The sequence below is a fragment of the Vibrio sp. 811 genome, assembly GCF_033339195.1.
In genome coordinates, this window is record NZ_JAWOUB010000003.1 from 1 (window position 1) to 26,279 (window position 26,279).

General features: G+C 45.3%; 24 protein-coding genes. 8 read left to right on the forward strand and 16 right to left on the reverse strand.

What is annotated here, in order from left to right; translation table 11 throughout:
• Positions 1 to 100: 100 nt before the first annotated feature.
• Positions 101 to 727: a uracil phosphoribosyltransferase gene (upp, locus tag R7Q46_RS06855; protein ID WP_005380401.1), complete on the reverse strand. Its 627-nt coding sequence runs from the start codon at positions 725 to 727 to the stop codon at positions 101 to 103.
• A 179-nt stretch (positions 728 to 906) separates the two neighbouring features.
• On the opposite strand from upp, the gene purM reads away from it, so the two are divergent.
• A complete protein-coding gene (purM, locus tag R7Q46_RS06860; RefSeq protein WP_005389861.1) occupies positions 907 to 1,947 on the forward strand; it encodes a phosphoribosylformylglycinamidine cyclo-ligase in 1,041 nt (346 codons plus the stop codon).
• A gap of 151 nt (positions 1,948 to 2,098) precedes the next feature.
• The gene (purN, locus tag R7Q46_RS06865) at positions 2,099 to 2,755 is read left to right on the forward strand and encodes a phosphoribosylglycinamide formyltransferase (RefSeq protein WP_005394347.1); all 657 of its coding nucleotides are present in this window, start codon (positions 2,099 to 2,101) and stop codon (positions 2,753 to 2,755) included.
• A 389-nt stretch (positions 2,756 to 3,144) separates the two neighbouring features.
• Here purN and R7Q46_RS06870 read toward each other — a convergent pair whose 3' ends face one another.
• The gene (locus tag R7Q46_RS06870; protein WP_005380394.1) at positions 3,145 to 3,990 is read right to left on the reverse strand and encodes a class II glutamine amidotransferase; all 846 of its coding nucleotides are present in this window, start codon (positions 3,988 to 3,990) and stop codon (positions 3,145 to 3,147) included.
• Between the two features lie 51 nt (positions 3,991 to 4,041).
• The gene (gene lpcA, locus R7Q46_RS06875) at positions 4,042 to 4,617 is read right to left on the reverse strand and encodes a D-sedoheptulose 7-phosphate isomerase (RefSeq protein ID WP_005380392.1); all 576 of its coding nucleotides are present in this window, start codon (positions 4,615 to 4,617) and stop codon (positions 4,042 to 4,044) included.
• Positions 4,618 to 4,993: 376 nt separating this feature from the next.
• On the opposite strand from lpcA, the gene fadE reads away from it, so the two are divergent.
• Both fadE and R7Q46_RS06885 read left to right on the forward strand, forming a co-directional pair.
• The gene (fadE, locus tag R7Q46_RS06880; protein ID WP_239945708.1) at positions 4,994 to 7,438 is read left to right on the forward strand and encodes an acyl-CoA dehydrogenase FadE; all 2,445 of its coding nucleotides are present in this window, start codon (positions 4,994 to 4,996) and stop codon (positions 7,436 to 7,438) included.
• A 204-nt stretch (positions 7,439 to 7,642) separates the two neighbouring features.
• Entirely contained in the window at positions 7,643 to 9,418 is a 1,776-nt protein-coding gene (locus R7Q46_RS06885) for a SulP family inorganic anion transporter (RefSeq protein ID WP_017820741.1), read from the forward strand.
• 73 nt (positions 9,419 to 9,491) lie between these two features.
• Here R7Q46_RS06885 and R7Q46_RS06890 read toward each other — a convergent pair whose 3' ends face one another.
• The 5 genes from R7Q46_RS06890 to dnaQ form a co-directional block, all read right to left on the reverse strand.
• Positions 9,492 to 9,902: a GNAT family N-acetyltransferase gene (locus tag R7Q46_RS06890; RefSeq protein WP_017633770.1), complete on the reverse strand. Its 411-nt coding sequence runs from the start codon at positions 9,900 to 9,902 to the stop codon at positions 9,492 to 9,494.
• An 84-nt stretch (positions 9,903 to 9,986) separates the two neighbouring features.
• Positions 9,987 to 10,379, reverse strand: a complete 393-nt coding sequence (locus R7Q46_RS06895) for a DUF1353 domain-containing protein (RefSeq protein ID WP_017633769.1) — start codon at positions 10,377 to 10,379, stop codon at positions 9,987 to 9,989.
• 51 nt (positions 10,380 to 10,430) lie between these two features.
• Complete coding sequence (locus tag R7Q46_RS06900) at positions 10,431 to 10,988, reverse strand: hypothetical protein (protein WP_213871626.1); 558 nt, start codon at positions 10,986 to 10,988, stop codon at positions 10,431 to 10,433.
• A gap of 203 nt (positions 10,989 to 11,191) precedes the next feature.
• Positions 11,192 to 12,442: a TIGR03503 family protein gene (locus tag R7Q46_RS06905; protein WP_318077411.1), complete on the reverse strand. Its 1,251-nt coding sequence runs from the start codon at positions 12,440 to 12,442 to the stop codon at positions 11,192 to 11,194.
• Positions 12,443 to 12,450: 8 nt separating this feature from the next.
• Positions 12,451 to 13,173, reverse strand: a complete 723-nt coding sequence (gene dnaQ, locus R7Q46_RS06910) for a DNA polymerase III subunit epsilon (RefSeq protein WP_005380385.1) — start codon at positions 13,171 to 13,173, stop codon at positions 12,451 to 12,453.
• A 59-nt stretch (positions 13,174 to 13,232) separates the two neighbouring features.
• Here dnaQ and rnhA point away from each other — a divergent pair, with 59 nt between their 5' ends.
• Positions 13,233 to 13,697, forward strand: a complete 465-nt coding sequence (rnhA, locus tag R7Q46_RS06915; protein WP_005380384.1) for a ribonuclease HI — start codon at positions 13,233 to 13,235, stop codon at positions 13,695 to 13,697.
• Here the strand turns inward: rnhA and R7Q46_RS06920 are convergent.
• A complete protein-coding gene (locus R7Q46_RS06920; RefSeq protein ID WP_017636046.1) occupies positions 13,694 to 14,440 on the reverse strand; it encodes a class I SAM-dependent methyltransferase in 747 nt (248 codons plus the stop codon). The two genes, rnhA and R7Q46_RS06920, sit on opposite strands and share 4 nt — an antisense overlap.
• Before the next feature lie 37 nt (positions 14,441 to 14,477).
• On the opposite strand from R7Q46_RS06920, the gene gloB reads away from it, so the two are divergent.
• The 3 genes from gloB (at position 14,478) to R7Q46_RS06935 (ending at position 17,757) form a co-directional block, all read left to right on the forward strand.
• Entirely contained in the window at positions 14,478 to 15,236 is a 759-nt protein-coding gene (gloB, locus tag R7Q46_RS06925) for a hydroxyacylglutathione hydrolase (protein ID WP_005380380.1), read from the forward strand.
• Positions 15,237 to 15,490: 254 nt separating this feature from the next.
• Positions 15,491 to 17,074: a LysM peptidoglycan-binding domain-containing protein gene (locus R7Q46_RS06930; RefSeq protein WP_005391819.1), complete on the forward strand. Its 1,584-nt coding sequence runs from the start codon at positions 15,491 to 15,493 to the stop codon at positions 17,072 to 17,074.
• Complete coding sequence (locus tag R7Q46_RS06935; protein ID WP_005380375.1) at positions 17,071 to 17,757, forward strand: YIP1 family protein; 687 nt, start codon at positions 17,071 to 17,073, stop codon at positions 17,755 to 17,757. The genes R7Q46_RS06930 and R7Q46_RS06935 overlap by 4 nt, the downstream gene beginning before the upstream one ends.
• A 1-nt stretch (position 17,758) precedes the next feature.
• On the opposite strand, the gene R7Q46_RS06940 is transcribed toward R7Q46_RS06935, so the two are convergent.
• The 7 genes from R7Q46_RS06940 to rnhB all read right to left on the reverse strand — a co-directional run bounded on the left by R7Q46_RS06940 (position 17,759) and on the right by rnhB (position 26,277).
• Positions 17,759 to 18,604 (reverse strand): endonuclease/exonuclease/phosphatase family protein, encoded by an 846-nt coding sequence (locus R7Q46_RS06940; RefSeq protein WP_213867012.1) that lies wholly within the window; start codon positions 18,602 to 18,604, stop codon positions 17,759 to 17,761.
• 140 nt (positions 18,605 to 18,744) lie between these two features.
• A complete protein-coding gene (glnB, locus tag R7Q46_RS06945) occupies positions 18,745 to 19,083 on the reverse strand; it encodes a nitrogen regulatory protein P-II (protein ID WP_005380372.1) in 339 nt (112 codons plus the stop codon).
• A gap of 188 nt (positions 19,084 to 19,271) precedes the next feature.
• Positions 19,272 to 19,586: a c-type cytochrome gene (locus R7Q46_RS06950; protein ID WP_213871629.1), complete on the reverse strand. Its 315-nt coding sequence runs from the start codon at positions 19,584 to 19,586 to the stop codon at positions 19,272 to 19,274.
• Between the two features lie 70 nt (positions 19,587 to 19,656).
• Positions 19,657 to 20,967 (reverse strand): tRNA lysidine(34) synthetase TilS, encoded by a 1,311-nt coding sequence (gene tilS, locus R7Q46_RS06955; protein ID WP_213871630.1) that lies wholly within the window; start codon positions 20,965 to 20,967, stop codon positions 19,657 to 19,659.
• Between the two features lie 107 nt (positions 20,968 to 21,074).
• Positions 21,075 to 22,034, reverse strand: a complete 960-nt coding sequence (gene accA / locus R7Q46_RS06960) for an acetyl-CoA carboxylase carboxyl transferase subunit alpha (protein WP_005380365.1) — start codon at positions 22,032 to 22,034, stop codon at positions 21,075 to 21,077.
• Positions 22,035 to 22,080: 46 nt separating this feature from the next.
• Positions 22,081 to 25,560: a DNA polymerase III subunit alpha gene (dnaE, locus tag R7Q46_RS06965; protein ID WP_006741668.1), complete on the reverse strand. Its 3,480-nt coding sequence runs from the start codon at positions 25,558 to 25,560 to the stop codon at positions 22,081 to 22,083.
• Positions 25,561 to 25,641: 81 nt separating this feature from the next.
• Positions 25,642 to 26,277, reverse strand: coding sequence for a ribonuclease HII (gene rnhB / locus R7Q46_RS06970; RefSeq protein ID WP_005380361.1), 636 nt, complete (start codon positions 26,275 to 26,277; stop codon positions 25,642 to 25,644).
• Positions 26,278 to 26,279 lie beyond the last annotated feature (2 nt).

Here is a 26,279-nt window from a genome sequence, read left to right on the forward strand (position 1 = left end):
CTTTAAAATACAAAACGCCCGATGAAGTACATCGAGCGTTTTAGTTAAAAAGTGTCAACCCATATCAGGACGGGTCAAGTCATAGTAATACATCAAAGAATTACTTAGTACCGAAGATCTTATCACCTGCATCGCCTAGACCCGGAACGATGTAGCCTTTGTCATTAAGCTTCTCATCGATTGCCGCAGTGTATAGCTCAACATCTGGGTGTGCTTTTTCTAGCGCTTCAATACCTTCTGGTGCAGCAACAAGTACCAGCACTTTGATTTGGTTACAACCTTTCTCTTTTAGGAGATCGATAGTAGCAATCATAGAACCACCTGTTGCAAGCATTGGGTCAACAACAAGCGCAATACGCTCCTCGATGTTTGAAGCAAGCTTGTTGAAGTAAGGAACTGGCTCAAGCGTTTCTTCATCACGGTAAATACCCACAACACTGATACGTGCGCTTGGCATGTGCTCAAGAACTCCATCCATCATGCCTAGACCTGCACGTAGGATTGGCACTACGGTTACTTTTTTACCTTTAATCTGGTCTACTTCTACCGGACCGTTCCAACCATCAATGGTCACTTTTTCTGTTTCAAAGTCTGACGTTGCTTCGTAAGTAAGTAGGCTACCGACCTCAGTCGCTAACTCACGAAAACGTTTTGTGCTGATGTCACCTTCTCTCATTAGACCAATTTTATGTTTTACTAGAGGGTGCTTTACTTCAACAACTTTCATGTCCATCTCCGGCTATAGTTGGCAATATTTAAACAAACCTTCAGATTATACATGATTTTCACAGGGATATCAGGATAAATCACTAAAGAAAAAAACAGACGCAAACGTTTGCCATCTATGTTTAAGCACTGTTAGAATAGCGCCGTTTTCATATCCAACTTAATACCGAGGACTTCCCTGTGAGTGGTAACAACTCTTCTCTTAGCTATAAAGACGCTGGTGTAGATATTGATGCAGGCAACGCGCTTGTGGATCGTATTAAGGGTGCGGTAAAACGTACTCGTCGCCCTGAAGTTATGGGTGGTATCGGTGGTTTTGGCGCGCTATGCGAATTGCCAACTAAATACAAACAACCTGTACTGGTTTCTGGTACTGATGGCGTTGGCACAAAACTTCGCCTAGCACTGGATATGAACAAGCACGACACGATTGGCATCGACCTAGTGGCAATGTGTGTAAATGATCTTATCGTGCAAGGGGCAGAGCCACTGTTTTTCCTAGATTACTACGCAACAGGCAAACTAGACGTTGATACCGCAGCGGATGTTGTTTCAGGTATCGCAGAAGGGTGTGTTCAAGCAGGTTGTGCCCTAATTGGTGGCGAAACTGCGGAGATGCCGGGCATGTATGAAGGCGAAGACTACGACGTAGCTGGTTTCTGTGTTGGCGTAGTAGAAAAAGAAGACGTGATTGACGGCACGAAAGTCGCTGCTGGTGATGCACTTATCGCTGTTGGCTCAAGCGGCCCACACTCAAACGGTTACTCCCTTATCCGTAAGATCCTAGAAGTATCTGGTGCAGATAAGAGCGAAGAGCTAGCAGGCCGCACTATTGGTGAGCACCTACTAGAACCAACAAAAATTTACATCAAGTCAGCACTTAAGATGATTGAGAAACACGACATCCATGCGATTTCTCATATCACTGGTGGTGGTTTCTGGGAAAACATCCCACGCGTACTGCCTGAAGGCACGAAAGCAGTTATCGATGGTAACAGTTGGGAATGGCCAGTTATCTTCAAGTGGCTACAAGAGAAAGGCAACGTCGACACACACGAAATGTACCGCACATTCAACTGTGGTGTAGGTCTAATCGTCGCACTACCGAAAGACCAGGCAGATGCAGCAGTTGCTCTTCTTAAAGAAGAAGGCGAAAACGCGTGGGTGATTGGTCAAATCGCACAAGCAGACGCGAACGAAGAGCAAGTTGAAATCCAATAATTTGCAAATCGAGCTCAAAAGATAAGAAGAATGAGGACACTAGATGACTAGGTCCTCATTTTGCTATCTAGAACACTAAAAACCATTCTATTAGTAGGTAGTTTAGAAGCTACATAACTCCAACCTACAATACCAAGGCGCTCTCGACATCATGAAAAACCATACCCTAAAAAACATTGTGGTCCTCATCTCGGGTAACGGAAGTAACCTGCAAGCTATCTTGGAAGCTTGCGAAGACAGCATGCCAAACGCACGAGTGGCAGCCGTGTTCTCTAACAAAGCAGATGCTTTTGGTTTAGAACGTGCAAAAAAGTTTGATGTGGACGGTCACTTTGTCGACCCTAAAGCATTCAGCTCGCGTGAAAGCTTTGATGCAGAGCTAATGAGTCAAATAGATGAATACCAACCAGACGTGATTATTCTTGCTGGTTACATGCGCATTCTGAGCAGCGCATTTGTTTCTCATTACATGGGTAAGATGATCAATATCCACCCTTCTCTTCTACCAAAATATCCTGGGCTACACACACACCAGAGAGCAATTGATGCTGGCGATAAAGAACATGGTACGAGTGTGCACTTTGTAACGGAAGAGCTTGATGGTGGCCCTGTCATACTGCAAGCAAAAGTTCCTGTGTTCGAAGACGATGATGCTAGTGTACTTGCGGCACGTGTTCAGGCGCAGGAGCACCGAATCTACCCTATGGTGGCTAAGTGGCTGGTAGACGAGCGGTTGATCATGAAGGATGGTAAAGCCTATTTAGATGGCGCAGAGCTTGGCGTACATGGGTACGCCTCAGATGAGTAGCCCTGAATAATAAACTCCAAGCACAAAAGAGCAGCCTGAGGGCTGCTCTTGGTTGTTTTAATACTTATCAACTTGATTCAAGAAAACCATGGTGAGACTAGAAACCTAAAACCCAACATTCTAAAAAATCCCATAACCACTTGAGTAACATAACACTCGGAAAGTAGATTCTGAATCTGGTTCGTTCTTCACCGTTCAGACTGACGAGATGTTTTATGAGAAATTTCTATCAGTTACGTCTTTACAGCAAGCCTTAGCGAGACTAGGACTCTACTACCAGCACTCTAGAAAGTAAGAATGCTCATCCGTATCCGCCCTCGGTTTAAAACGCATAAAAATAAAGCTCGCGATTAAGCGAGCTTTATTTTTATATTCAGAGTAAGAGACCATCACTCTAACGGTTCGGTTGGCGCTTGATTGCCCGGCTTAGCCGCCGCAAACGGCACATTTACCAGTTCAGAGGCATTATTTTTGACTAGTTCACCTAGGTGAAACAAGCCGTATTCGCCAGGTTTCATACGCTGCCAAGCTTCGTTGCCCGTCAAAGGTTGAGTTGCGATCACAGAAACGATGTCATGTGGCGTGGTTTCTTCTTGGAAGTTAATTTCCACATCTTCATCAAGCAAAGCAGCTTTTCCAAACGGTGCGCGTCTTGTGATCCAATACAAATGATTGGTGCAATACGTCATTACATACTCACCATCACTCAGAAGCATGTTAAATACACCCTTCTCTCTTAGCTCATCACAACATTTAGCAACATATAAGAATACCGACTCCATATCCTTTGGTGGCTCAGGATATCGATCTTCCATTTGCTTCAATAACCAGCAAAATGCCAGTTCACTATCTGTTTCACCGACAGGTCGATGTCGACCTGTATGCAAGTCTTGATAGCCAGAGAGCTGACCGTTATGCGCAAACGTCCAATACCTACCCCACAGCTCACGTGTAAAGGGATGAGTATTTTCTAAATTAACACCACCACGATTTGCCTGTCGGATATGACTAACGACCGCACGACTTTTGATGGGATAATTTTGTACCAACTCTGCTATTTTAGACTCACAACTTGGCTTGGGATCTTTGAAAGTTCGAAAGCCCTTCCCTTCGTAGAAGGTGATCCCCCATCCGTCACGGTGTGGGCCGGTTCGACCTCCACGCTGCATGAGCCCAGTAAAACTGAAACAAATATCTGTTGGAACATTGGCGCTCATACCGAGCAATTCACACATGGTTTAAAAAACTCCCTAACAACACAGCTCGAAACGGTGGCCGTAAAACGATTATTCCATCTCTTTTTCGATCAACTGAATGATGATATGAATAATCTTAATATGAATTTCCTGAATGCGGTCTGCATAACCAAAGTGTGGCACGCGAATTTCAATATCTGCAAGGCCTGCCATTTTGCCGCCATCTTTGCCTGTTAGCGCAATCGTCTTCATGCCTTTCGCTTGTGCTGCTTCAATCGCTTTCAGGATGTTACCTGAGTTACCTGATGTCGACAGACCAAACAGTACGTCACCTTTTCGACCAACCGCTTCTACATAACGTGAAAACACGAAGTCATAACCAAAGTCATTACTCACACAAGAAAGGTGGCTTGGATCTGAAATAGCAATACCAGCATAGCCAGGACGATTTTCTCGGTAACGGCCTGTTAGCTCTTCGGCAAAGTGCATTGAATCACAGTGAGAACCACCGTTACCACATGACAATACTTTACCATCTTGCTTGAATGAGTCAGCAATCATTTTCGCCGCTGCTTCGATTTGCGCAATGTTATGGTCATCGCTTAAAAATTTGTTGAGCACTTCAGCAGCTTCGTTTAATTCACTTCTAATCAGATCATGGTACATAAGACGTTCTCTTTATTATTTCGGCTTCAGTCAGCTCTAGGCTCACTGAGCAAATTGTTCTGATACCAATTTGGTATCGGACATTTCATAAACCTGAACTCGGGTTTGATTACTCTGAGTTTACCCACAAACGAGAATTAGTGTCGATAGTGAACCAACAGATTTAGATTAGTGATGGTAATAAACTTGTCAACTTGCTCATGAAACCATCACTCAAATCTCAACTTTAGAATTTTAACTCTACTTAGATCACTTTTTATCCAATCTTATGTTTTACATTTCCTTAATATTTTGATTACACTTAAACCAACTGGTTAGACCTCTTACCTAACATGCAGACGTACAAAACTTATAAAGTCTGAAAAGGAAAATACATATGGACATCTTGCTCTCAATCATCACGATGGCGATCGTGCTAGGCATTACGCTCTACCACCGCATGTCTCTCGTGAAATCTATTAGCTTACTCACCGCAGCCATGCTGGCTCTTACAGTAGCTAGTACTGTCAGCGTTATTGGTTGGGCGATGTACGTTCTCGCCGCAGCTGTGCTCGCGGTTCCTGGCGTACGTCAGTCTCTAATTAGCCGCAAAGCGTTAGTGCTTTTCAAGAAAGTGCTGCCAGCTATGTCTCAAACCGAAAAAGAAGCGTTAGACGCAGGTACCGTCTGGTGGGAAGCCGAACTATTTAAAGGCAAACCAGAGTGGCAAAAGCTACACGCGATTCAAGCACCTAAGTTAAGTGCAGAAGAACAAGCCTTTTTAGACGGCCCTGTGAATGAAGTGTGCGCCATGGTGAGTGATTTCCAAGTGACCCATGAACTCGCGGACTTACCGCCAGAAGTTTGGCAATACCTGAAAGATCATAAGTTCTTCGCCATGATCATTAAGAAAAAGTACGGTGGTCTGGAATTCTCAGCATACGCGCAATCTTTGGTACTACAAAAATTAACGGGTGTTTCTGGCGTTCTATCGTCTACCGTTGGTGTTCCTAACTCTTTGGGCCCAGGTGAGCTACTGCAACACTACGGTACTGAAGATCAAAAGAATCATTACTTACCGCGTCTAGCTGAAGGTAAGGAAATCCCTTGTTTCGCCTTAACGAGCCCAGAAGCGGGTTCTGACGCAGGCTCTATTCCAGATTACGGTGTGGTCTGCAAAGGCGAATGGGAAGGAAAAGAAGTACTGGGTATGCGCCTGACTTGGAACAAGCGCTACATCACCCTAGCGCCAGTCGCAACGGTACTAGGCTTAGCATTTAAACTTCGCGATCCTGAAGGTTTGCTAGGCGACAAAGAAGATCTTGGCATCACTTGTGCGCTTATTCCAACTGATGTCAAAGGTGTTGAGATTGGTAACCGACACTTCCCACTCAATGTACCATTCCAAAATGGTCCAACGCGCGGTAAAGACATCTTTGTTCCTATCGATTTCATTATCGGTGGTGAAAAAATGGCGGGCCAAGGTTGGCGTATGCTGGTTGAGTGTCTGTCGGTTGGACGTGGTATCACGCTACCTTCAAACTCAACAGGTGGCATCAAAACTGCGGCAATGGCAACCGGTGCTTACTCACGTATTCGCCGTCAGTTCAAACAGCCGATCGGCCATATGGAAGGAGTTGAAGAACCATTAGCACGCTTGGGTGGTAATGCTTACGTGATGGATGCAGCAAGCAACTTAACCGTTGCGGGTATTGACTTAGGTGAAAAACCTTCAGTTATCTCAGCTATCGTGAAGTATCACTGTACGCACCGCGGCCAGCAAAGCATCATCGATGCAATGGACATCGTAGGCGGTAAAGGTATCTGTATGGGACCTTCTAACTTCCTAGCTCGTGGTTACCAAGGTGCGCCAATCGCGGTAACGGTTGAGGGTGCTAACATTCTAACACGCTCAATGATCATCTTTGGCCAAGGCGCAATTCGTTGCCATCCGTACGTTCTTGAAGAAATGAACGCGGCGTATTCTGAAGCAAGTAATGCTGTCGAGAAATTTGATAAAGCGCTTGCTGGTCACGTGAGCTTTACAATGAGTAACCTAGTGCGCAGTATCTGGTTTGGTTTGAGCGACGGTCTGGGCTCTTCATCACCAACCAAAGATGCAACCAAGCGTTACTACCAACAATTGAACCGTTACAGTGCAAACCTTGCTCTGCTATCGGATATCTCAATGGCAGTGCTAGGTGGCTCTTTGAAGCGTAAAGAGCGTCTATCAGCACGTCTTGGTGACATTCTAAGCCAGCTATATTTAAGCTCTGCGACGTTGAAACGTTTTGAGCAAGATGGCCGCCCAGTCGAAGATTTACCATTAGTACACTGGGGTCTACAAGACAGTTTGAAACAAGCGGAAGTGGCGGTAGACGAATTCTTAGCAAACTTCCCGAACAAAGTGATTGGTCGTGCACTGCGCGTGTTAATCATGCCATTCGGTCGTGTACGCAAAGCGCCAAGCGATAAACTAGACAGTAAAGTGGCGCGCATTCTACAAACGCCAAGTGCAACGCGCTCACGCATTGGTCGCGGTCAATACCTTGAACCAACCGAGCACAACGCAGCAGGTAAGATTGAGCTTGCGCTGTCAGTCATTCTTCAAGCTGAACCTGTGTTTGACAAAGTATGTAAAGCGCAAGGTAAGCGTCGCCCATTCTTACGTTTGGATATGATTGCTCAGGAAGGGCTAGAGCAAGGCTTTATCACGCAAGAAGAAGCCGATCTACTCAGAGAAGCGGAACAGCATCGTCTAGATACAATCAACGTTGACGATTTTGAGCCCGAACTGCTTGCCGCAAAGCCGCTATACCCTCAGATGGATAGTGTCGCGTAACTCTAGAATCTGAGACCACAAACGGGAGTATCAGCTCCCGTTTTTTATTGCTTCCAGAATCGGATTCATAACACCTCACACTACAAAGCCCCCCCCTGCGCAATAAAATCCTCGCATTCCGCTCTTTCCCCCGATTTTCAGTGATAACTAACTCACAGACGTTCCAACTAAGCGGTGTATACTTTAAGTAATTCACTCACATATATGGTAAATCCGTTGGCTAAAATATTACTCGCACAGTGGTTCCCAGGGCTTGTTCAGCTTAAGCATTATCAAAAAGAATGGTTTGTTAACGACTTTAGAGCCGCCTTTTCTGTTGTCGCGGTTGCACTGCCAGTTGCCATAGCTTATGCACAGTTAACTGGTGTATCCGCAATTGTCGGTCTGTATTCGTGTGTACTGCCAATGTTGGTTTACGCCATGATGGGCACATCTCGGCAACTCATTGTCGGACCCGATGCAGCAACCTGTGCAGTGATCGCTGCTGTTGTGACACCACTTGCCGCAGGTGACCCCACAAAACATTGGCAGTTGGTTATGACCATGACAGCGATGACGGGGATTTGGTGTGTACTGGCAAGTCGTTTCAAGCTAGGGGTGTTTGCAGATTTCCTTTCTCGTCCGATTCTTTTGGGTCTACTCAACGGTGTTGCTCTCACAATTATCGTTGGTCAGTTTGCGAAAGTAGTCGGTTTGAAATACGAGCAACGTTATTTACTGGAACGTTTATGGGAAGCTCCACAACGACTAACCGAGCTTCATTGGCCTACTGTAACTCTGAGTATCGTGACGGTTGTCGTTTATTTGCTCACCAAACGCTACCGACCAACTTGGCCTGCTGCCATGCTGGCGATCCTCGTAACTACTGCGTCAGTTTGGTTTTTCCATTTACAAGAGATGGGCGTATCGGTTGTCGGACTCACTCAAGGTGGCTTCCCTCAGTTTCAAACACCGGAGTTTGAGCTAGGTGAAGTCCGTGAACTAGTGGTCCCGGCGCTCAACCTTGCGATTGTCAGTTTTGTTAGCATGATGCTCACCGCCCGCAGTTTCGCTGCTAAAAACGGTTATGATATTGATGCTAATAAAGAGTTTCAGGCGTTGGGTTTTGCCAACATTGCCTCAGCGTTTTCGCAAGGTTTCGCGATAAGCGGCGCTGACTCACGCACAGCCGTCAATGATGCAAATGGTGGTAAATCTCAATTAGTTTCGATTGTCGCTGCAATCACCATTGCCATTATTGCGGTATTTATTTACGAGCCTTTACAGTTCATCCCTATCGCTTCACTTGGTGTTGTATTGATCATTGCGTCCCTATCGCTGCTCGATCTTAAAGCAATTTGGAAATTAAAATCTCGTGACAAAGATGCATTTTATCTGGCCATCATTACTTTTATTTCTGTGTTGATCGTGGGTGTAATACCGGGGATCACTTTGGCGGTATTGCTAGGGCTGTTTCAATTTTTACGGATTGTCATGCGACCGAGTGATCAGCTACTTGGCTTGGATGAAAAAGGTACCATTCGGACCATCGACGACTCAGGAAAAGCTTCGCCTATTCCTGGAATGGTGATTTACCGCTTTAACTCACCGCTAACTTACTTCAATGCTCCTTACTTTAAACGTAGAGTGTTAGAGCAGGCAGAGCATCACAAAGACGCAAGTTGCGTTGTCATCGACGCCGTATCGAGCTTTACTCACTTGGATCTCAGTGTGATGGCAACACTGGCAGATATTCACAATACTTTGAAAAAGAGAGGCGTACGCTTAATCCTCGCTGGAAGGAAACGACGTCTTCGTCAATGGTGTGAGCTTACTGGTATCAGCACCAGTGAAGGAGGCATCTTACTGCGAGCTGATATGTACCTTGCCATTAAACTTAGTGGCTGTTACATCAGTGCTGTGGGTGAGGGACAAATTCCTACTGTTCAAAAAGAGCCTGATTTAGAGCAGCCACCCAAACCAATTCCAGAAGTGGCTTAAATACAAATTTAATATAGAAAACAGGAAATTAAACTCCTGTTTTCTAGTGCTTATCTTCACAGCTGAATACGTGTTACGCCTTTGGCTTAAACTTTTTTGTCATCCCTTGGCTTTTAGGAGCCACCAGCCTATAACCAAGCTTTTCGTAAAAGACCGGTTCATCAGCAATCATAGAAACGTAAGAGCCTTCAAGTGCAACAGATGAAAGATAACCGTCGATGTATTCCATGACTTTTCTACCTAAACCGTTGCCTTGATAATCAGAATCAACGGCAACGTCGACAATTTCGAAGTTACACGCCCCGTCACCAACAACCCGACCCATTGCAATGAGCTTTCCTTCATCCCGAACAGATACGCCATATAACGAATTGGGTAGACCAATTTCAGCAGCTTTCAACGATTTGGGTGATAGCCCGGCTTTGACACGCATATCACAGTATTCTTTCGGGCTTGGCACATGCTCTTCATATCTTATTGTCATTATGTACTACTCCTTTGTATCACCTTGTAGCTTACATAACTAAACTGTATAAATAAACAGTTAAACGTTGGAAAGATGTTCCCATTAAGCACACAAAGTATCAGGTCTAGAAAAGAAGCCACCGACAACTCTGACGCCATAATAGATATAAGTTGCTCTGAAGCTAGACATTCCTTTTTCTAAACATGTTTCTCTCAACAACGTATCCGCATGCTTTCGAGCACTTTGTGGCAACACCTCTTCCCTCATGAGTTGGTAAAGAGCATCATGCACTAAAGAAGCTTTCATAATGTTTTTTGTGTCTAACGCTGGCCCACTCGCTCCATCCCATGCATAGCCCTTTTTAATCGTTAACACGCCTTGTTTGGACAAACTAAGAAAAGGGCTGTCATACGCGTTACTCACTGAAATGTGAGTCTCAATCTTTTCTTCAGAATGGAGAGTGTATTTATACTTCTGACGCTTTTTGTATTTCATAACCTAACCGCCTAACTAACTTCAGTGGGAGGAACGGAGATGACTCTCAAATTAGAGTTTCTCAGAGAGTTTTTTCAAGTAGGACTTAGCAAGCTCATGGTTATCTCTGCTCAACCACTTAATACAATCAAAGAGTTCCCAGATCAGGCCTTGATCACCACTGGTATAAACTGGGAAATCTTCATGCTTTGGCGCAGGTTTATCAGTAACCATGCCCGCAATCACATCAGCTTTATCAAATAAAGTCTTAAATGGCTTAGAAATTTTGAAGGGGTCACAGAGATCTAAACAATGAATCTCTGCACTGGTTAGGTCATTAAAAATGTATTTTTTGAAACACGCATTTTCGTTGTGCTCTCCCTCAAGGCGATAAAAAATGTCTTTATTAGCTTCAAACTGGGTAAAGCAAGGCTCTGAGGCTTTATGGAAGTTGTTTTGAGTAAATACAACAACATCAGCGTCCGAAATACGGTCACCTTGTCCTGATGACAAGGAGCCAAGCAATACCGCGGCAACAACGTCTTTTTCAGAATAAAAGGCATCATAAGCTGACTCAACCAAGGCCTTTTGTCGTGGTAAATGTTCTAGTCCTAACTCTCCAATTGTCATAACTCACTCCGTCTATACGCACTAAAATCAAGTCGAAACGTAAAGAGTATCATGCGAGCTTTATTATGATTAATCAACGTTAAATCATGGTGTTACTTTAAAATAAAATGATTAATGACCATGAGAAATATCAAATTCTGTTTCAAACTTAAACTGAAAAAAACGGAGCCGATTGGCTCCGTTTCTCGCTTTATGTGTTACTACTATTTCTTTGGCACTTCTAACTGCATCTCTGGCATGGCATCGCGCTTCGCTTTAATTTTGCGCCAGACTATCCATGCAATGATCACAATCAGCAGCATTATCACGTTACCCACCGCGATAATAATCATGCTGCGCTTACGCTCAGCCTCTCGCTCAGCGATAATTTGCTTTTCCATTTCAATACGGCGCTGTTCGGCTAATTCAGCTTCTTTTGCAATTCGAGCAGCTTCTAGATCAACTTCATCAACAACACTGAAGGTTTGCTCTGGGATAGGAAACACCAACGAGCGCTGGGTTGCAAAATCAGTGGCAAAGATCTCGCCGCGCCATGCGTACTTACCATGCTCAGCATCGTTATTGAGGTTCAACGTAACTCTCATTCCATCTTTAGAGACCTGTCCTTGGCTGTAACTAATGAAACCATCGGGTGCGTCCTTTTTCACTGTGACTGCTATAGAGCCTGGTGCAATCATACCTTGCTCGCCACTCACCACTAATTGGTGTGGCTTATCGGAATTACGAGCCTGAATAAAAGTACGAGAGATTGGGTTCGGATAAACCAAGATGACTTGTTCTTGCGCTCGTAAGAATACGCCATTGCCAGACGTGATGCGCGCGCGGTACTTACCAGGCTCAACGTCTATCGGGAGCTGAACCGTAAACACACCATCCCCTGCTTTTTCATCCAAGCCGCGGCCGTCATCAGAAAACTCACCCACAACCATCGGCACTGGACGAGCTTCTTTGATCAGCTCATCTTCATTTTCGACAAACTTGGTAAATGTCACGCGCAGATTCACGCGATCAAGGAAGTCGCGCAATACAAGAGGTTTGCCGTCGGAGGTCAGGCGAGCTGTAAACTTAAGCGCTTCCCCATTATATAATCGGTTTGGGAACAGATCCGTACTGAGCTTTAGGTGAGAAATTAAGCGGATGTTATTTTTAGGCGTAACTTTCCCCACAGCCTGCCATGGACCTGGCATAGGGTTATCAACGGAAATAATATCGAGAGAGGCTTCTTGATACCAACGTACATTGTCGTAAGAGCCCCAAGCATAGTATTTTTTACCGTCAGGACGGACTAAAACAACTGGCTGAGAACTTTGCTCACGATAAACCAAAAACGTGATCTGCTCGATGGTTGGATCAACTCGAAAGCGATTGTCTAACAAAGACATTGTAGATTCACTCGCAGCACTCGAGAGACTACTCCATATCGCTAAAAACGCGACCAACAAAGCCCTCAACATAGCTTCTCCTATTGATGCCAAATACAGTCGTTCACCAACTCTAATCTTTTTTGGTGAGCTTCTAGTTCATCGGCACTTGCGCGCAAAACCTTTAGCGCTTTTCTTCCTTCAATACGACGAATGGTTTCTACTCCACCCTCTTGTTTATTCGCGTTAAATTCTAGACTCGTTTGACCACCCGTCATAAAGAGGTAAACGTCGGCTAGAATCTCCGCATCGAGCAAAGCTCCGTGGAGAGTACGGTGCGAGTTATCAATACCGTAACGTTCACATAAGATATCAAGGTTGTTTCGCTTACCAGGGAAGATTTTCTTCGCCATAGCAAGGGTGTCGGTCACCTTGCAGTAGTCGTCCGTTTTGCCAATGTTAGGATCGAGCATGCCAAACTCGTAATCCATAAAGCCGGTATCGAAGGGCGCGTTGTGGGCAACAAGTTCTGCGCCTTTAATAAACTCAAGAAACTCTTGGTGCACGCTCGCGTATTCCGGTTTATCAACCAAGAATTCATCCGTAATACCGTGAACTTCAACCGCTTCTGGTTGGATTTCACGATCGGGTTTTAAATAAACGTGGAAGTGACGACCAGTCAGCTTACGGTTGATGATCTCCACGGCACCGATTTCAATAATGCGGTGTCCCATGTAGTGAGGACCACCCTCGCGGTTCATACCTGTGGTTTCGGTATCGAGAACGACAATGCGGTTATATTCAGAATTGCTGCTGGTATTCATAAGGTTATGTATGTCAGACTATGCTTTATTAAATGTTTCGGCTAATAGTACCAAAAAATATGACCAAACACGTTGAGATTTTCACTGACGGTTCTTGTTTAGGTAACCCAGGACCAGGTGGTTACGGCATAGTATTGCGTTACAAAGACGTAGAAAAGACACTTTCCAAAGGCTATACGTTAACTACCAACAACCGCATGGAAATGTTGGCGGCTGTCGTCGCGCTACAGACGTTAAAACAACCTTGTAAAGTCACTTTAACGACTGACAGCCAATATGTGCGCCAAGGTATTACTCAGTGGATCCATAACTGGAAGAAGCGTGGTTGGAAAACAGCGGATAAAAAACCCGTGAAGAATGCCGATTTATGGCAAGCTCTAGACAAAGAAACCGCACGCCATCAAGTTGAATGGCATTGGGTAAAAGGCCACGCGGGCCATCGTGAGAACGAAATGTGTGATGAGCTAGCCCGGACTGCTGCAGAAAACCCAACTGAGGAAGATACAGGTTACCAACCCTCTTAGCGAGATTCTTTCCTCATAGTGTTACCCTCTCGATTCATCACCCCAAGTGGTGTGAGCTTTTTCTTCAAGCGCCAATGCGGTTTGATAGGCTTGAGAGGGTATGTCCGTTTCCGCGCGACGATGTAATACAAACTCCCAGCGGGTGATGCCCAATCACCAAGACTATTTTCCAACCATGTCCACATCGTACGGTAACGTTTCATCGGAAACAGCGCATAACGATCACAATGAATCACTTGATAATTAAGTAACCCTAACCAATCTTTGATGCGGTTCGACGTAAACATTCGTCCACTCCAAGGCAAATTATGTTTACGCCATGGAAGTAAACTCGCTAATCCAGTCAAGCTTAATGGGTTGAATCCAGTAATAATTACATAGCCATCATCCATCATCACTCTATCGACTTCACGCAACAAACGGTGTGGATCGCTTGCATAGTCGAGCTGATGAGCGAGTATCACAACATCAAAGCTTTTTTCCAAAAAGGGTAATTCGTAACCATCTGCAATCACATTATGCAACGGGTTCTGGATATCTACGTTGACTTGGTGTTGAATGTTACAATTACAGCTGGTTAGCTCACAGCTCAACCCGCCCAGTTTGAGCATATGGTAGCCGAAGAGTTTCGGGCACCATTCATCAAGTCGGGTCTGGATTGACTCAAGCACCCACGGACCGTTGTTCATTGCTGACCAAGTCGACGGGTGTGGTATAGTTTTGTTGCTGAGTGCTGGTTTCATTAACCACCTGACTAAAATGGGTGACGGAGAACGAATCGTGTTAGAGATCAAAAGCATACCCGCATTTAATGATAATTACATCTGGCTGATACAAAATAGCGATAAGCGCTGCGCAGTCGTCGATCCGGGCGATGCGAAGCCAGTATTAGAATTTCTGCAGGCTAACGAATTAACTTTAGAAGCGATTTTAATTACGCACCACCACAACGATCACATTGGTGGCGTTCCAGACTTAGTGCGTGCATTTCCTAACGTCGCCGTTGTGGGCCCAAAATCAGAGCCAATTCCAACCCTAACGACACCAATGGAAGAAGGCGACAAGCTAGAGTTGTTTGGTGAGATTTTCTTAGTACTTGGGTTACCCGGTCATACTTTGGGCCATATCGGTTACGTTGGGGACGGAAAACTGTTTTGCGGTGATGTGCTCTTTTCTGCTGGCTGCGGTCGTATTTTTGAAGGTACGCCTGAGCAAATGTTTGAATCACTGAGCAAACTAACGTCTCTACCAGAAGAAACTCAAGTCTTCTGCGCACATGAATACACGGCGAGTAACGTGGCGTTTGCTCTAGCGGTTGAACCTGACAATGAGCAACTTCGCCAATATCGCGACGATGTAAACCGACTGCGAGCACTCAACATTCCGACACTTCCAACAACAATACGCAAAGAAAAGTGGATTAATCCGTTCTTGCGAACCTCTAACCCTGACGTGGTTCAATCTGTTGCTAGTCGCATTAAAAATAGCGATCCATGCTCGGTTTTTACTGCTTTACGCGAGTGGAAGAACGAATTTTAACCATTTTCTGCTTGTAAGTTTGCAAGACCCCAGTATTATCAGGGACTGATTTTTCGAGAAGCGCCACTGGCGCTTCTCTTACGTTTGGGGTTGATATAAATCTATTTGAATTTCTCCCCATTGCATAATTAGAAGCTCTTTGCCTCTATAAATTAGTTAGTGTTTAAAAGATGTCTATTATCTTGCGACTGCCACGCACATTACGTTGCGCGACAGGCAGGTGAAGATAAACAGGCCCTAAATAGGCTGAATCCATGCGTTTGAAGTATACTTGGGCGTTGGCGTTGTTATTATCTGGCTGTCAATTGACTCAGTCAGATTCAACGTCTTCTACACCAGAAACCAATAAATCTGAGCAGACTGCAAAGCAAAATGCAGTAAAAGCTCAACCGGGCAATAAATCGTCACTAGCAAAAAAATCCGCTAACGACGCGCCTAAAGTTCTCTCCCCCCAAGAACAAGAAGATGTGTGGCAACGTATCGCCATGCAGCTGGACATGGATATCCCAAACCACAAGAAAGTGGACTACTACCGTACGTGGTATTTAAAGCACCCAAATCACCTTTACACGGTATCTAAGCGTGCTACCCCTTTTCTATACATGATCACAAAACGTATCGAAGAGCGCGGACTCCCAATGGAGCTTGCATTACTTCCTGTAGTGGAAAGTTCATTCGATGCCTTTGCCTACTCACATGGTAGCGCGGCTGGGTTGTGGCAATTTGTCCCAGGCACCGGAAAAATGATGGGATTAGAGCAAAACTACTGGTATGACGGTCGCAGAGATGTGGCAGCAGCAACGGATGCAGCGCTGGACTACCTAGTACAACTAAACGAGCGTTTTGATGGTAACTGGGAACATGCAATCGCCGCTTATAACAGCGGTGGAGGCCGAGTTTCTAGCGCAATTCGTAAGAATAAAAAGCTCGGTAAACCTATCGATTTCTTCTCATTAGACTTACCAAAAGAGACCAGCAGTTACGTTCCTAAGCTATTGGCCTTGGCTGACGTTATCGCAAACCAAGACAAGTACGGACTTAATATTCCTGCAATTCCAAACAAGCCTGTTCTAACGCTTGTTGATCCAGAAGAGCAGTTAGATCTGGCTATTGCCGCAGATTATGCCGGCATTAGCGTAAAAGAGTTGCAGAGTTACAACCCAGCATACAACCAGTGGTCGACAGCGCCTGAGGGGCCGCACCAACTTTTGATTCCCGTAGAGAAAAAAGAGACTTTTCTCACCAAGGTGGAGAAAAATCGCGGTAAAGGGATGAAGGTCGCTCGCTACAAGGTGAAATCTGGCGACTCTTTAAGCGTGCTAGCTAATAAATACGGCACAACCACGAAAGTCATTCGACGTGCCAACGGCCTATCGAATAACAATATTCGTATTGGTCAATACCTGTTGATTCCGACATCAACAAAAGACGATGCAAAATACGCATTAACGGCACAAAACCGATTAAACAAGACTCAATCTCGTGCTCGTGGTCAACTCAAGCTCACCCATGTCGTTCAGTCTGGAGAAAGTTTGTGGTCAATCGCACGTAACAATAAAGTGTCGTATAAATCGTTAGCTAAATGGAATGGTATGAGCCCTAAAGATCCATTGCGTGTGGGTCAAAAGCTAGTGATATGGAAGGACTCAGACAAAGGTTCTGTGATCCGTACCGTTTTCTACAACGTTCGCTCTGGCGACACCATTAGCGGCATTGCAAGCAAGTTCAAAGTAAAAACGAACGACATCGTGAAATGGAACTCGCTACACAAGAAAAAATACTTACAACCAGGTCAAAAGCTTAAGTTGTACGTTGACGTAACGAAGGTAAGTGTATGAACCCATCAAGCAATCCACTTGTGATGCTGTTGGACATTTTTCGTTCTCCAACATCTTGTTTTCTCGCGCTTTATCAACGCGGTGGATGGGGATGGCAACCGTTCATCTTCCTGATGCTTAGTCCGTTTTTATTCTGGGGTGCTTACTTTTCGAATGTCGATTTCACGTGGCTCAGTGACCAACTTGCTGCGCAATTTCAGCAAATCGACCCGAAGCAGATTGAGCTATTAGAACCAAACACGCTAATGGCAAGCGCGATCATCAATGATGTATTCAACCGCTTTGCCACCTTACTATTGCTCGCGCTTTGGTTCTTTCTTGCAACAAAGGCAAGCAAACAACAATACGGTTACTGGAAATGGTTTGCCGCATCGTGTGCTATCTTATTCCCAGCAGTATTGGGCGATGTAGCAAGTTACGCGAGCTTGCTACTCAAGCATGGTCAGGTAATGACTTACGCTGCCGATTTAAATAGCCTCAATGGCCTATTAAAGCTGCCTCTTACTAACGAATGGTCTCATTTCGCTAGCTCGTTACCTTTGCTTCTGCCTTGGTACATTGTGCTCGGCTACGGCGTTGTACTGACGTGGACGGAGTTTGAACGTGGCCAAGCTTTGGTGATTGCAAGCCTGCCATGGGTATTCTTCTACGTTATTTGGGCACTTTATATTGTGGTAACCTAAGCTAGTCATTTAACGTAAATGACAATAACAATGGGTTATGATCGGAAGCGTCGCTCTGCGGCGCTTTTGCGTACTTAAGCGTCAGACCTCGGTAAAACACATGGTCCAGTGGTAACCCTGTTATAAATTGGACTCGATGATCCGGCAAGAACGTCACCTCTTGTAAGTCCGCAGCCTTTAAGGCCTGCCTCATCGCATTAACGCGAGATTTACTCCAGCTATTGAAGTCTCCAGCAAATAGAATTGGCCCCACATGATGCTTTAAAAGCATTTCAAGCGCCGTTAACTGAGATATATACTCTTTTGTACCTACGGTGAAGTTAATCGCATGTACATTCACCACTGCGAGTTTCTCGCCATTACTCAAGTGATACTGGCTATATAATGCAGACTTAGGTAAGCGAAGCCACGGCTCTTTAGAGGTGTAAGCGCAGGCTTTTTCTGGTTGCCCTTGAGCAATACTAATTACACCGGCACCGCTACCCAGCGCCTTAAAAGCACTCACTTGATTACTAACCCAGCGACCATCCACCAACCACTGTTTAAATGATGGTGTCATGCTGGCTTCTTGCAATAACAGCAGCTGCTTATCAGCAGAGAATTCATTGAGTGCACTTTGCCAATTCGTTCGGTTCTGTTTGTAGATATTCCAGACAAGTACATTGATTTCACCGCCCTGATCCAGAGCTTTTGAGCCGCTAAATTCGATACACCTAATATCCTGCGTCAACTCTGAGCCTGTTTGAGTAATGATTTGCGGCTGATCTGGTACGGTGAAAATAACCTGGAAGCCGACCAATACCGCCATAATAAGAAAAGCTAACGCCAGAAAAAAACGCTTAAACATACGACAAACCTGAATGTAGGCACCCGAAATCTAGAACAACCAATCTCGGGTTAAATGATTTCACTAATAAGCAAACAACAAAAAAGGAGCCACTTGGCTCCCTTTTAGCATAATAAATACGAAACAGGTGACAAGAAACCTTAGATCGCGTCTTCGTCTTCTTCACCAGTACGAATACGAACCACACGCTCAATATCAGTGACGAATATTTTACCATCACCAATCTTACCAGTTTGCGCGGTTTCAATGATTGTCTCTACGCATTTATCAGCCACATCTTCCGTTACAACGATTTCGAGCTTCACTTTAGGTAGAAAGTCCACCATATACTCTGCACCACGATAAAGCTCTGTGTGACCTTTTTGGCGACCAAAACCTTTCACTTCAGAGACGGTCATCCCTGTAATGCCAACTTCAGCTAGTGCTTCTCGAACATCATCCAGTTTAAATGGCTTGATAATCGCTTCAATTTTTTTCATGTTCATCCCTTAAGCTTCAATCGATTGCGCTTATTATCGTTTAGCGTTTCGCAACATTCAATGTTTGTCTCTGATCCACCAGCGAAAATCCAGATTGAGCAAATTAACATAGCGAATATCGTGAGTTGATAAAACCCAATGAGGACAGCTCAATGCCCAATCATCCAAGCTTTACTTCAGACTCGCGTTTACTTCAAACTTGCGTAGTAAGCCGCTAGGTTAGCGATGTCTTCATCAGACAACAATGAAGCTTGAGCTTGCATCACAGCAGCAAGCCCACCTGTTCGCTCTTTATTTTTATAAGCTTTAATTGAACTGATAATATATTGCTCATTTTGCCCTTTCAGATTTGGGTAACCCGGAATGACAGCAATACCATCAGCGCCATGACACGCCGCGCATACTCCCGACTTTGCTTGACCTGCTGCAGCATCTCCCGCAGCTAGAGCTTGCCCACTGAATATGGTTAGCGCCACCATTGCGCCCATGATTGTTTTCTTCATTGCTTCACCTAATCAATTATTATTTAAGGATTTTTATATATTATAATCGACATTGTGGCATGAATTTTCATTACCTGCGCCAAATAAGTTCACAATCTTGACCATTAAACGCCTGATCAACGAACAGATCTGCCACAGCAACGACTCGGTCTTGGTACATTAAAATCGGAATTTGACGACGCAGCCAGCTTGGCACATTGTATTCTTGGAATAACTTCTTCAGTTTTCGACTGTGATTACGCGTGGTTGGATGCGCTGATAAACCTTCCGGATTGAAGGTCACGCGAAGCAATTCTGGCTGACTCGGTAGCGCAATCGTTGCGTTACTAGAACTCGTCGTTAAGGTCAGCTCCCCGAGTCCCTCAGGCAGCGACAAAGTCGCATCAACTTGAATCGTACTTTGCCACTTAGTGACATCAGCCGTTTCCGTTACCCAATAGAGACGATTTCGAAAACGGCGCACTTCACCTTGTTTAAGTTGTAGTTTGGGGTTGGCATCTTGCTGAGCTAATGCGACTTCATTCCAGATAAGATTGAGTTGTACCTGAGTCGGCATACTAGTATTAAGCTTAGCCAGCCACATACGAATCAAGCGCGCACGCGCTAATCCACTGTGCTTAGCCAGTTCTTCAATACTCAAACTTAGATCCGTTTGTAAAGCGCGCTCAAACACCGCGCTCAATAGTTCATCCAATAGCGCTTCTTGTTGAGCACATAAACTTGCACTGCGCTGAACCGCTTGATGGATACTCGGCCAGCGACCAGACAATTCAGGAATAACACAATGACGAAGAAAGTTACGATCATAACGGGTATCTTGATTGCTTTCGTCTTCCACCCACTCCAAGCCTAATTTAGTAGCGGCTTCTTCGATGGTCTTCCGCTTGATAGTAAGCAATGGTCGAACTAGAGATCCGCAAGAAAACGGCATACTCTCCGCCATCGAAGATAACCCTTTAGGCCCGCTACCGCGCTTAAGAGCAAGGAGAAAAGTCTCTATTTGATCGTCGGCATGTTGACCAGTCAACAGTATATCGCCTTCTTGAATGTACTTAGTTAAGGCTTGGTAGCGAGCTTCACGAGCAAGAAGTTCAATACTTTCACCATTGCTGATGTCTAAGCTCACTCGCTCGATCGAGCACGATATCCCCACTTGTTGTGCCCAAAGTAAGCATTTATCGGCCCAATTATCGGCATTCGAGCTTAAACCATGGTGCACATACACAGCGTGACACTCTACAGAGTGCGCTTGTTGGTAGCGACTGAGTAATTCGAGTAAAAGACGTGAATCCACTCCTCCGCTAAACGCCAAGACAACCTTAGTGCCTAATTGATAGTAGCGGCCGAGAACTTGAGCAAAATGCGGGTAAAGCGATTCCATAAGCGATCCGATAGGTACAAAAAAAGGGCTGGACTCTCATCCAACCCTTTCTATTTTAACTGTTATCACTTGAGATATCAGCTAACGCTTAATAGCAATCACCGAAATTAACAGTAACCGTAGCTCATTAGACGCTGGTAACGACGCTCACGTAGCGTCTCTTCATCCAGTTGTTCTAGATCTTCTAGCTGACGAAGTAGTGTCGCTTTCATATTCGCTGCCATTTGAACATGATCTCGATGAGCGCCGCCTAGTGGCTCTTCAATGATTTCGTCGATCAGTTCAAGCTCTTTAAGACGCGGAGCAGTTAGACCCATTGCCTCTGCCGCTTGTGGCGCTTTGTCTGAATCACGCCATAAGATTGAAGCACAACCCTCAGGAGAAATTACTGAGTACGTAGAGTACTGAAGCATGTTCACGTAGTCGCCTACACCGATTGCTAGTGCACCACCAGAACCGCCTTCACCAACAACGTTACAGATTACTGGCACTTTAAGACCAGACATCACTTTTAGGTTTTTCGCGATAGCTTCAGATTGACCACGCTCTTCTGCGCCCACACCTGGATACGCGCCAGCCGTGTCAATAAATGTGATAATCGGCATGTTGAAACGCTCTGCCATTTCCATCAAGCGTAGAGCCTTACGGTAGCCTTCTGGTTTCGGCATACCAAAGTTACGTTTCACCTTTTCTTTGGTCTCACGACCTTTTTGGTGACCAATGATCATCACAGGGCGGCCTTCAAGGCGAGCCATGCCACCCACAATCGCTTTGTCGTCTGCAAACGCGCGGTCACCCGCTAATTCATCAAACTCCTCAAAAGCGTGTTGGATGTAATCCAGCGTGTAAGGACGTAGTGGGTGACGAGCCAGTTGAGCTGTTTCCCATGCACCTAGGTCACTGAAGGTTTTTTTCTTCAGCTCTAAGCTTTTCTTCTCAAGCTGTTCGATTTCTTTATCCAGGTCAATCGCAGAATCACCACCGTGACGAGAGACATCACGTAGTGCTTCAATTTTCGCTTCTAGTTCTGCAATTGGCTTTTCAAATTCAAGAAAGTTTAGGCTCATCTATGAATCCTTGTTTACTCAGCGTCTAACATATTGCGCTGAATTTTTAGTTAAATTCGAGTTCTACCTGGCTTTTGCCAAGTAACTGTTTTAAATCGTCGAGTAATGTATCACTTGGCGTTACTCGCCACTCGGTGCCCAATGTTAACCGCGCTCTGGCGTCGGCACGCTGGTAGTATACATTGACGGGTACGGTTCCGGCTTTGTGCGGTTCTAAAATACGGCTGAACTGCTCAAAAAACTGATCGTTGATCTGAGTTGCATCTATCGATACCGACAAACCACGAGCGTATTTCTCGCGCGCACTGCCGAGATCCATAACTTCACGCGCCGACATTTTAAGGCCACCGTTGAAGTCATCAAAGCTGACCTGTCCAGAAACGACCAAAATTCTGTCTTTTTCGAGAAGTTCAGCGTATCGATCCAGTGCATCTGAGAACAACATCACTTCCATGCGACCACTTCGGTCATCCAGTGTCATAATGCCAATTCGTGTACCACGCTTAGTCGTCATTACACGAGCTGCAATAACCAGACCTGCCACCGTGACAGATTGGTCGCGGCGAGTGGGCGTTGCGTCTTTTAGTCGACAACTGGTGTATTTGTTTAGTTCCTTTACGTAGGCGTTAATTGGGTGCCCTGTCAAATATAGACCTAGGGTATCACGCTCGCCCTCTAACCACACTTTTTCTGGCCAAGGCGGAACCTGCGTATACTTATGCTCTACTTCTTCAGGTGCATCCGTTAGCACACCAAACATATCCGTTTGACCAAACGCCTCAGCTTGGTGATGTTGACTTGCTGCTTTTACCGCATCATTGAGTGACGCCATCATCGCCGCACGGTGTGGGCCTAGTCGATCCAACGCGCCCGCGTAAATCAGCTTCTCTATCACTCGTTTATTGACGCGTTTTAGATCAACTCGAGCACAGAAATCAAATAGGTCTTTAAAGTGACCACCTTTATTTCTCGCCTCAAGAATCGCATCGATAGGACCCTCACCTACCCCTTTTATCGCACCAATACCGTAAACAATTGCGCCATTTTCATCAACATTAAAGCGATATAGGCCAGAGTTGATGTCTGGTGGCAGCACGGTGAGCTTCATACGGAAACACTCATCGACCAAGCCAACGACTTTTTCCGTGTTATCCATATCGGCTGTCATTACCGCAGCCATAAATTCGGCAGGATAATGTGTTTTCAGCCAAAGAGTTTGATAAGAAACCAATGCATAAGCAGCAGAGTGCGATTTGTTAAAACCATAACCGGCGAACTTTTCTACCAAGTCGAAGATTTTCATCGCCAACTCGCCATCGATACCGTTCTTTATCGCACCTTCTTCAAAGATAGCACGTTGTTTTGCCATCTCTTCTGGCTTTTTCTTACCCATTGCACGACGAAGCATGTCCGCACCACCTAGCGTGTAACCTGCTAAGATCTGCGCAATCTGCATTACCTGCTCTTGGTACAGGATGATGCCGTAGGTTGGATCAAGCGTCTCTTTTAGCGACTCGTGTTGCCACTTTTCATCTGGATAAGAGATCGCTTCTCGACCATGTTTACGGTCGATAAAGTTATCTACCATGCCCGATTGCAAAGGACCCGGACGGAAGAGTGCTACCAATGCGATGATGTCTTCGAAACAGTCTGGCTGAAGTCGTTTGATCAGCTCTTTCATGCCTCGAGATTCAAGCTGGAATACTGCTGTCGTTTCAGAGTTTTGCAACAAACGGAAAGAGGCAGGGTCTTCTAACGGTATGGATTCAATTTGAACCGGTTCTTTACCTTCTCGCTCTAGACGTGGGTTAATCAGCCCTAACGCCCAGTCAATAATGGTTAAGGTACGTAAACCCAAGAAGTCAAACTTAACTAGGCCAGCGGTCTCAACATCGTTTTTATCAAATTGAGTAACCGGGAAGTGACCTTCAGCGTCTGCATAAATTGGCGCAAAATCGGTAATTGTTGTAGGTGAAATTACAACACCACCAGCGTGTTTACCGGCGTTTCGCGTACAGCCTTCCAAAATATGACACATGTCGATGAGTTCTTTAACTTCCTCATCGGCCTCATACAATTCAGGTAGTGCAGGTTCAGCTTTAAACGCTTTATCTAGCGTCATGCCTGGATCGGGCGGGATCAGCTTTGAAATACGATCAACAAAACCAAATGGGTGGCCCAATACGCGGCCAACGTCACGGATTACCGCTTTTGCCGCCATGGTACCAAACGTGATGATCTGAGATACCGCGTCGCGACCGTACATTTCCGCAACGTGGTCAATAACCTGGTCACGTTTATCCATACAGAAATCGACGTCGAAATCGGGCATCGAAACACGTTCTGGGTTCAAGAAACGTTCGAACAGCAAGTCATATTCTAGTGGATCCAGATCGGTGATTTTTAGTGCGTAAGCCACCAAAGAACCAGCACCGGAACCACGTCCAGGACCGACAGGAATTCCATTATCTTTTGACCACTGGATGAACTCCATTACGATCAAGAAGTAACCAGGAAATCCCATTTGGTTGATAACATCTAGCTCTATCTGAAGACGTTCATCATATTCAGGGCGGCGACGTTTTCTCTCTTCCTCATCTGGAAATAGGAACTCTAAACGCTCTTCCAACCCCTCTCGGGATTTCATGACTAGGAACTCAGTCTCTTTCATCCCTTCGGTTGGGAAAGCTGGTAGGAAGTACTCACCTAAGCGCACAGTCACGTTACAACGCTTCGCTATCTCGACACTGTTTTCTAACGCTTCAGGAATATCAGCAAACAGCTCACACATTTCTTCTTCTGTACGAAGATATTGCTGCGGACTGTAGTTTTTTGGCCTACGCGGATCTTCTAATGTGTAACCATCGTGAATCGCTACGCGTATTTCATGAGCATCAAATAGGTCTGGACTCAGGAATACAACTTCATTAGTCGCCACTACTGGCAAGTCTTGCTGCTCTGCCAATTCAACCGCAAAGTGAAGATAAGTTTCTTCATCTGGACGACCGGTACGAAGTAGCTCAAGATAAAAGCGATCTGGAAAATGCTGTTTATAAAAATCAACACACCCCTGCACTATTTGACGGTTGCCTTTCAAAAGGCCGCGACCAATTTCCCCGCTTTTACCGCCGGATAATACAATCAAGCCTTCAGACATTTCAGCCAACCAGGCTTTATCAATCACAGGGTGGTGTTGAACATGTCCACGTAAGTACGCTTTTGATATCAATAACGTCAGGTTCTTATAACCCACATTATCCGCCGCAAGCAAAGTCACTTGAGTCAGCTCTTCACCAAACTCGTCCGACTGCATTTTAAAGTCAGCACCGATGATCGGTTTAACACCACTGCCATGCGCCGTACCGTAAAACTTCACCAAACCACATAGGTTGGTAAAGTCGGTCAACGCCATTGCGGGCATACCGAGCTCAGCAACTTTCTTTACGATTGGCGGAACTTTGTTGAGGCCATCCACCATCGAGAAGTCACTATGAACACGCAGGTGGATGAATTTGGGATCTGACATTAACAGGTACCGTGTAACTCTATTTTGTTGGGGATTCTAACCTAAAGAGGTTGGGTTTATAACACCAATTAGATCGTTTGATTATTCTATGCCTAACGCTTTTTTTACTGGCTTGAAACTCTTGCGGTGTTCACTGATCACTCCGTGTTGCTCAATCGCTTCAAAGTGCGCTTTAGTTGGGTAACCTTTGTGCTTCGCGAAGCCAAATTGTGGATGAAGTTTATCCAACTCTTCCATCTCTTGGTCACGCACGACTTTGGCAATAATGGAAGCCGCACTGATTTCGGCAACACGTAGATCGCCTTTTACTACAGCTTGAGCATCCATTGGCAGCTCCGGACAACGGTTACCATCAATCAACACCAAATCAGGTTGAACCTGTAACCCCGCCACTGCACGCTGCATCGCAACCATAGTCGCCTGCAAAATATTCAGTTGATCGATTTCTTCAGGAGAACAACGCCCGACCGCCCACGCCAATGCTTTTTCTTTGATTTCAGGAAGCAACGCCATGCGTTTCTTTTCGGTCAATTTTTTCGAATCGTTCAACCCTTCAATAGGATTGTTAGGATCAAGGATAACCGCAGCGGTGACGACGTCTCCCACCAAAGGGCCACGTCCGACCTCGTCGACTCCGGCCACAAGCTGATAACCTTGCGGATATTCAAACGGAGGGAGTTCAACTTTGGTTTTGGTCGCTTTTGGTTTAACAGCCATGA

Excerpts from the sequence above, each read along its gene's own strand:
- upp (WP_005380401.1), bottom strand. The coding sequence starts at position 727 with ATGAAAGTTGTTGAAGTAAAGCACCCTCTAGTAAAACATAAAATTGGT.
- purN (WP_005394347.1), top strand. The coding sequence starts at position 2,099 with ATGAAAAACCATACCCTAAAAAACATTGTGGTCCTCATCTCGGGTAAC.
- R7Q46_RS06870 (WP_005380394.1), bottom strand. The coding sequence starts at position 3,990 with ATGTGTGAATTGCTCGGTATGAGCGCCAATGTTCCAACAGATATTTGT.
- lpcA (WP_005380392.1), bottom strand. The coding sequence starts at position 4,617 with ATGTACCATGATCTGATTAGAAGTGAATTAAACGAAGCTGCTGAAGTG.
- fadE (WP_239945708.1), top strand. The coding sequence starts at position 4,994 with ATGGACATCTTGCTCTCAATCATCACGATGGCGATCGTGCTAGGCATT.
- R7Q46_RS06885 (WP_017820741.1), top strand. The coding sequence starts at position 7,643 with ATGGTAAATCCGTTGGCTAAAATATTACTCGCACAGTGGTTCCCAGGG.
- R7Q46_RS06890 (WP_017633770.1), bottom strand. The coding sequence starts at position 9,902 with ATGACAATAAGATATGAAGAGCATGTGCCAAGCCCGAAAGAATACTGT.
- R7Q46_RS06895 (WP_017633769.1), bottom strand. The coding sequence starts at position 10,379 with ATGAAATACAAAAAGCGTCAGAAGTATAAATACACTCTCCATTCTGAA.
- R7Q46_RS06900 (WP_213871626.1), bottom strand. The coding sequence starts at position 10,988 with ATGACAATTGGAGAGTTAGGACTAGAACATTTACCACGACAAAAGGCC.
- R7Q46_RS06905 (WP_318077411.1), bottom strand. The coding sequence starts at position 12,442 with ATGTTGAGGGCTTTGTTGGTCGCGTTTTTAGCGATATGGAGTAGTCTC.
- dnaQ (WP_005380385.1), bottom strand. The coding sequence starts at position 13,173 with ATGAATACCAGCAGCAATTCTGAATATAACCGCATTGTCGTTCTCGAT.
- rnhA (WP_005380384.1), top strand. The coding sequence starts at position 13,233 with ATGACCAAACACGTTGAGATTTTCACTGACGGTTCTTGTTTAGGTAAC.
- R7Q46_RS06920 (WP_017636046.1), bottom strand. The coding sequence starts at position 14,440 with ATGAAACCAGCACTCAGCAACAAAACTATACCACACCCGTCGACTTGG.
- R7Q46_RS06930 (WP_005391819.1), top strand. The coding sequence starts at position 15,491 with ATGCGTTTGAAGTATACTTGGGCGTTGGCGTTGTTATTATCTGGCTGT.
- R7Q46_RS06935 (WP_005380375.1), top strand. The coding sequence starts at position 17,071 with ATGAACCCATCAAGCAATCCACTTGTGATGCTGTTGGACATTTTTCGT.
- R7Q46_RS06940 (WP_213867012.1), bottom strand. The coding sequence starts at position 18,604 with ATGTTTAAGCGTTTTTTTCTGGCGTTAGCTTTTCTTATTATGGCGGTA.
- glnB (WP_005380372.1), bottom strand. The coding sequence starts at position 19,083 with ATGAAAAAAATTGAAGCGATTATCAAGCCATTTAAACTGGATGATGTT.
- R7Q46_RS06950 (WP_213871629.1), bottom strand. The coding sequence starts at position 19,586 with ATGAAGAAAACAATCATGGGCGCAATGGTGGCGCTAACCATATTCAGT.
- tilS (WP_213871630.1), bottom strand. The coding sequence starts at position 20,967 with ATGGAATCGCTTTACCCGCATTTTGCTCAAGTTCTCGGCCGCTACTAT.
- accA (WP_005380365.1), bottom strand. The coding sequence starts at position 22,034 with ATGAGCCTAAACTTTCTTGAATTTGAAAAGCCAATTGCAGAACTAGAA.
- dnaE (WP_006741668.1), bottom strand. The coding sequence starts at position 25,560 with ATGTCAGATCCCAAATTCATCCACCTGCGTGTTCATAGTGACTTCTCG.
- rnhB (WP_005380361.1), bottom strand. The coding sequence starts at position 26,277 with ATGGCTGTTAAACCAAAAGCGACCAAAACCAAAGTTGAACTCCCTCCG.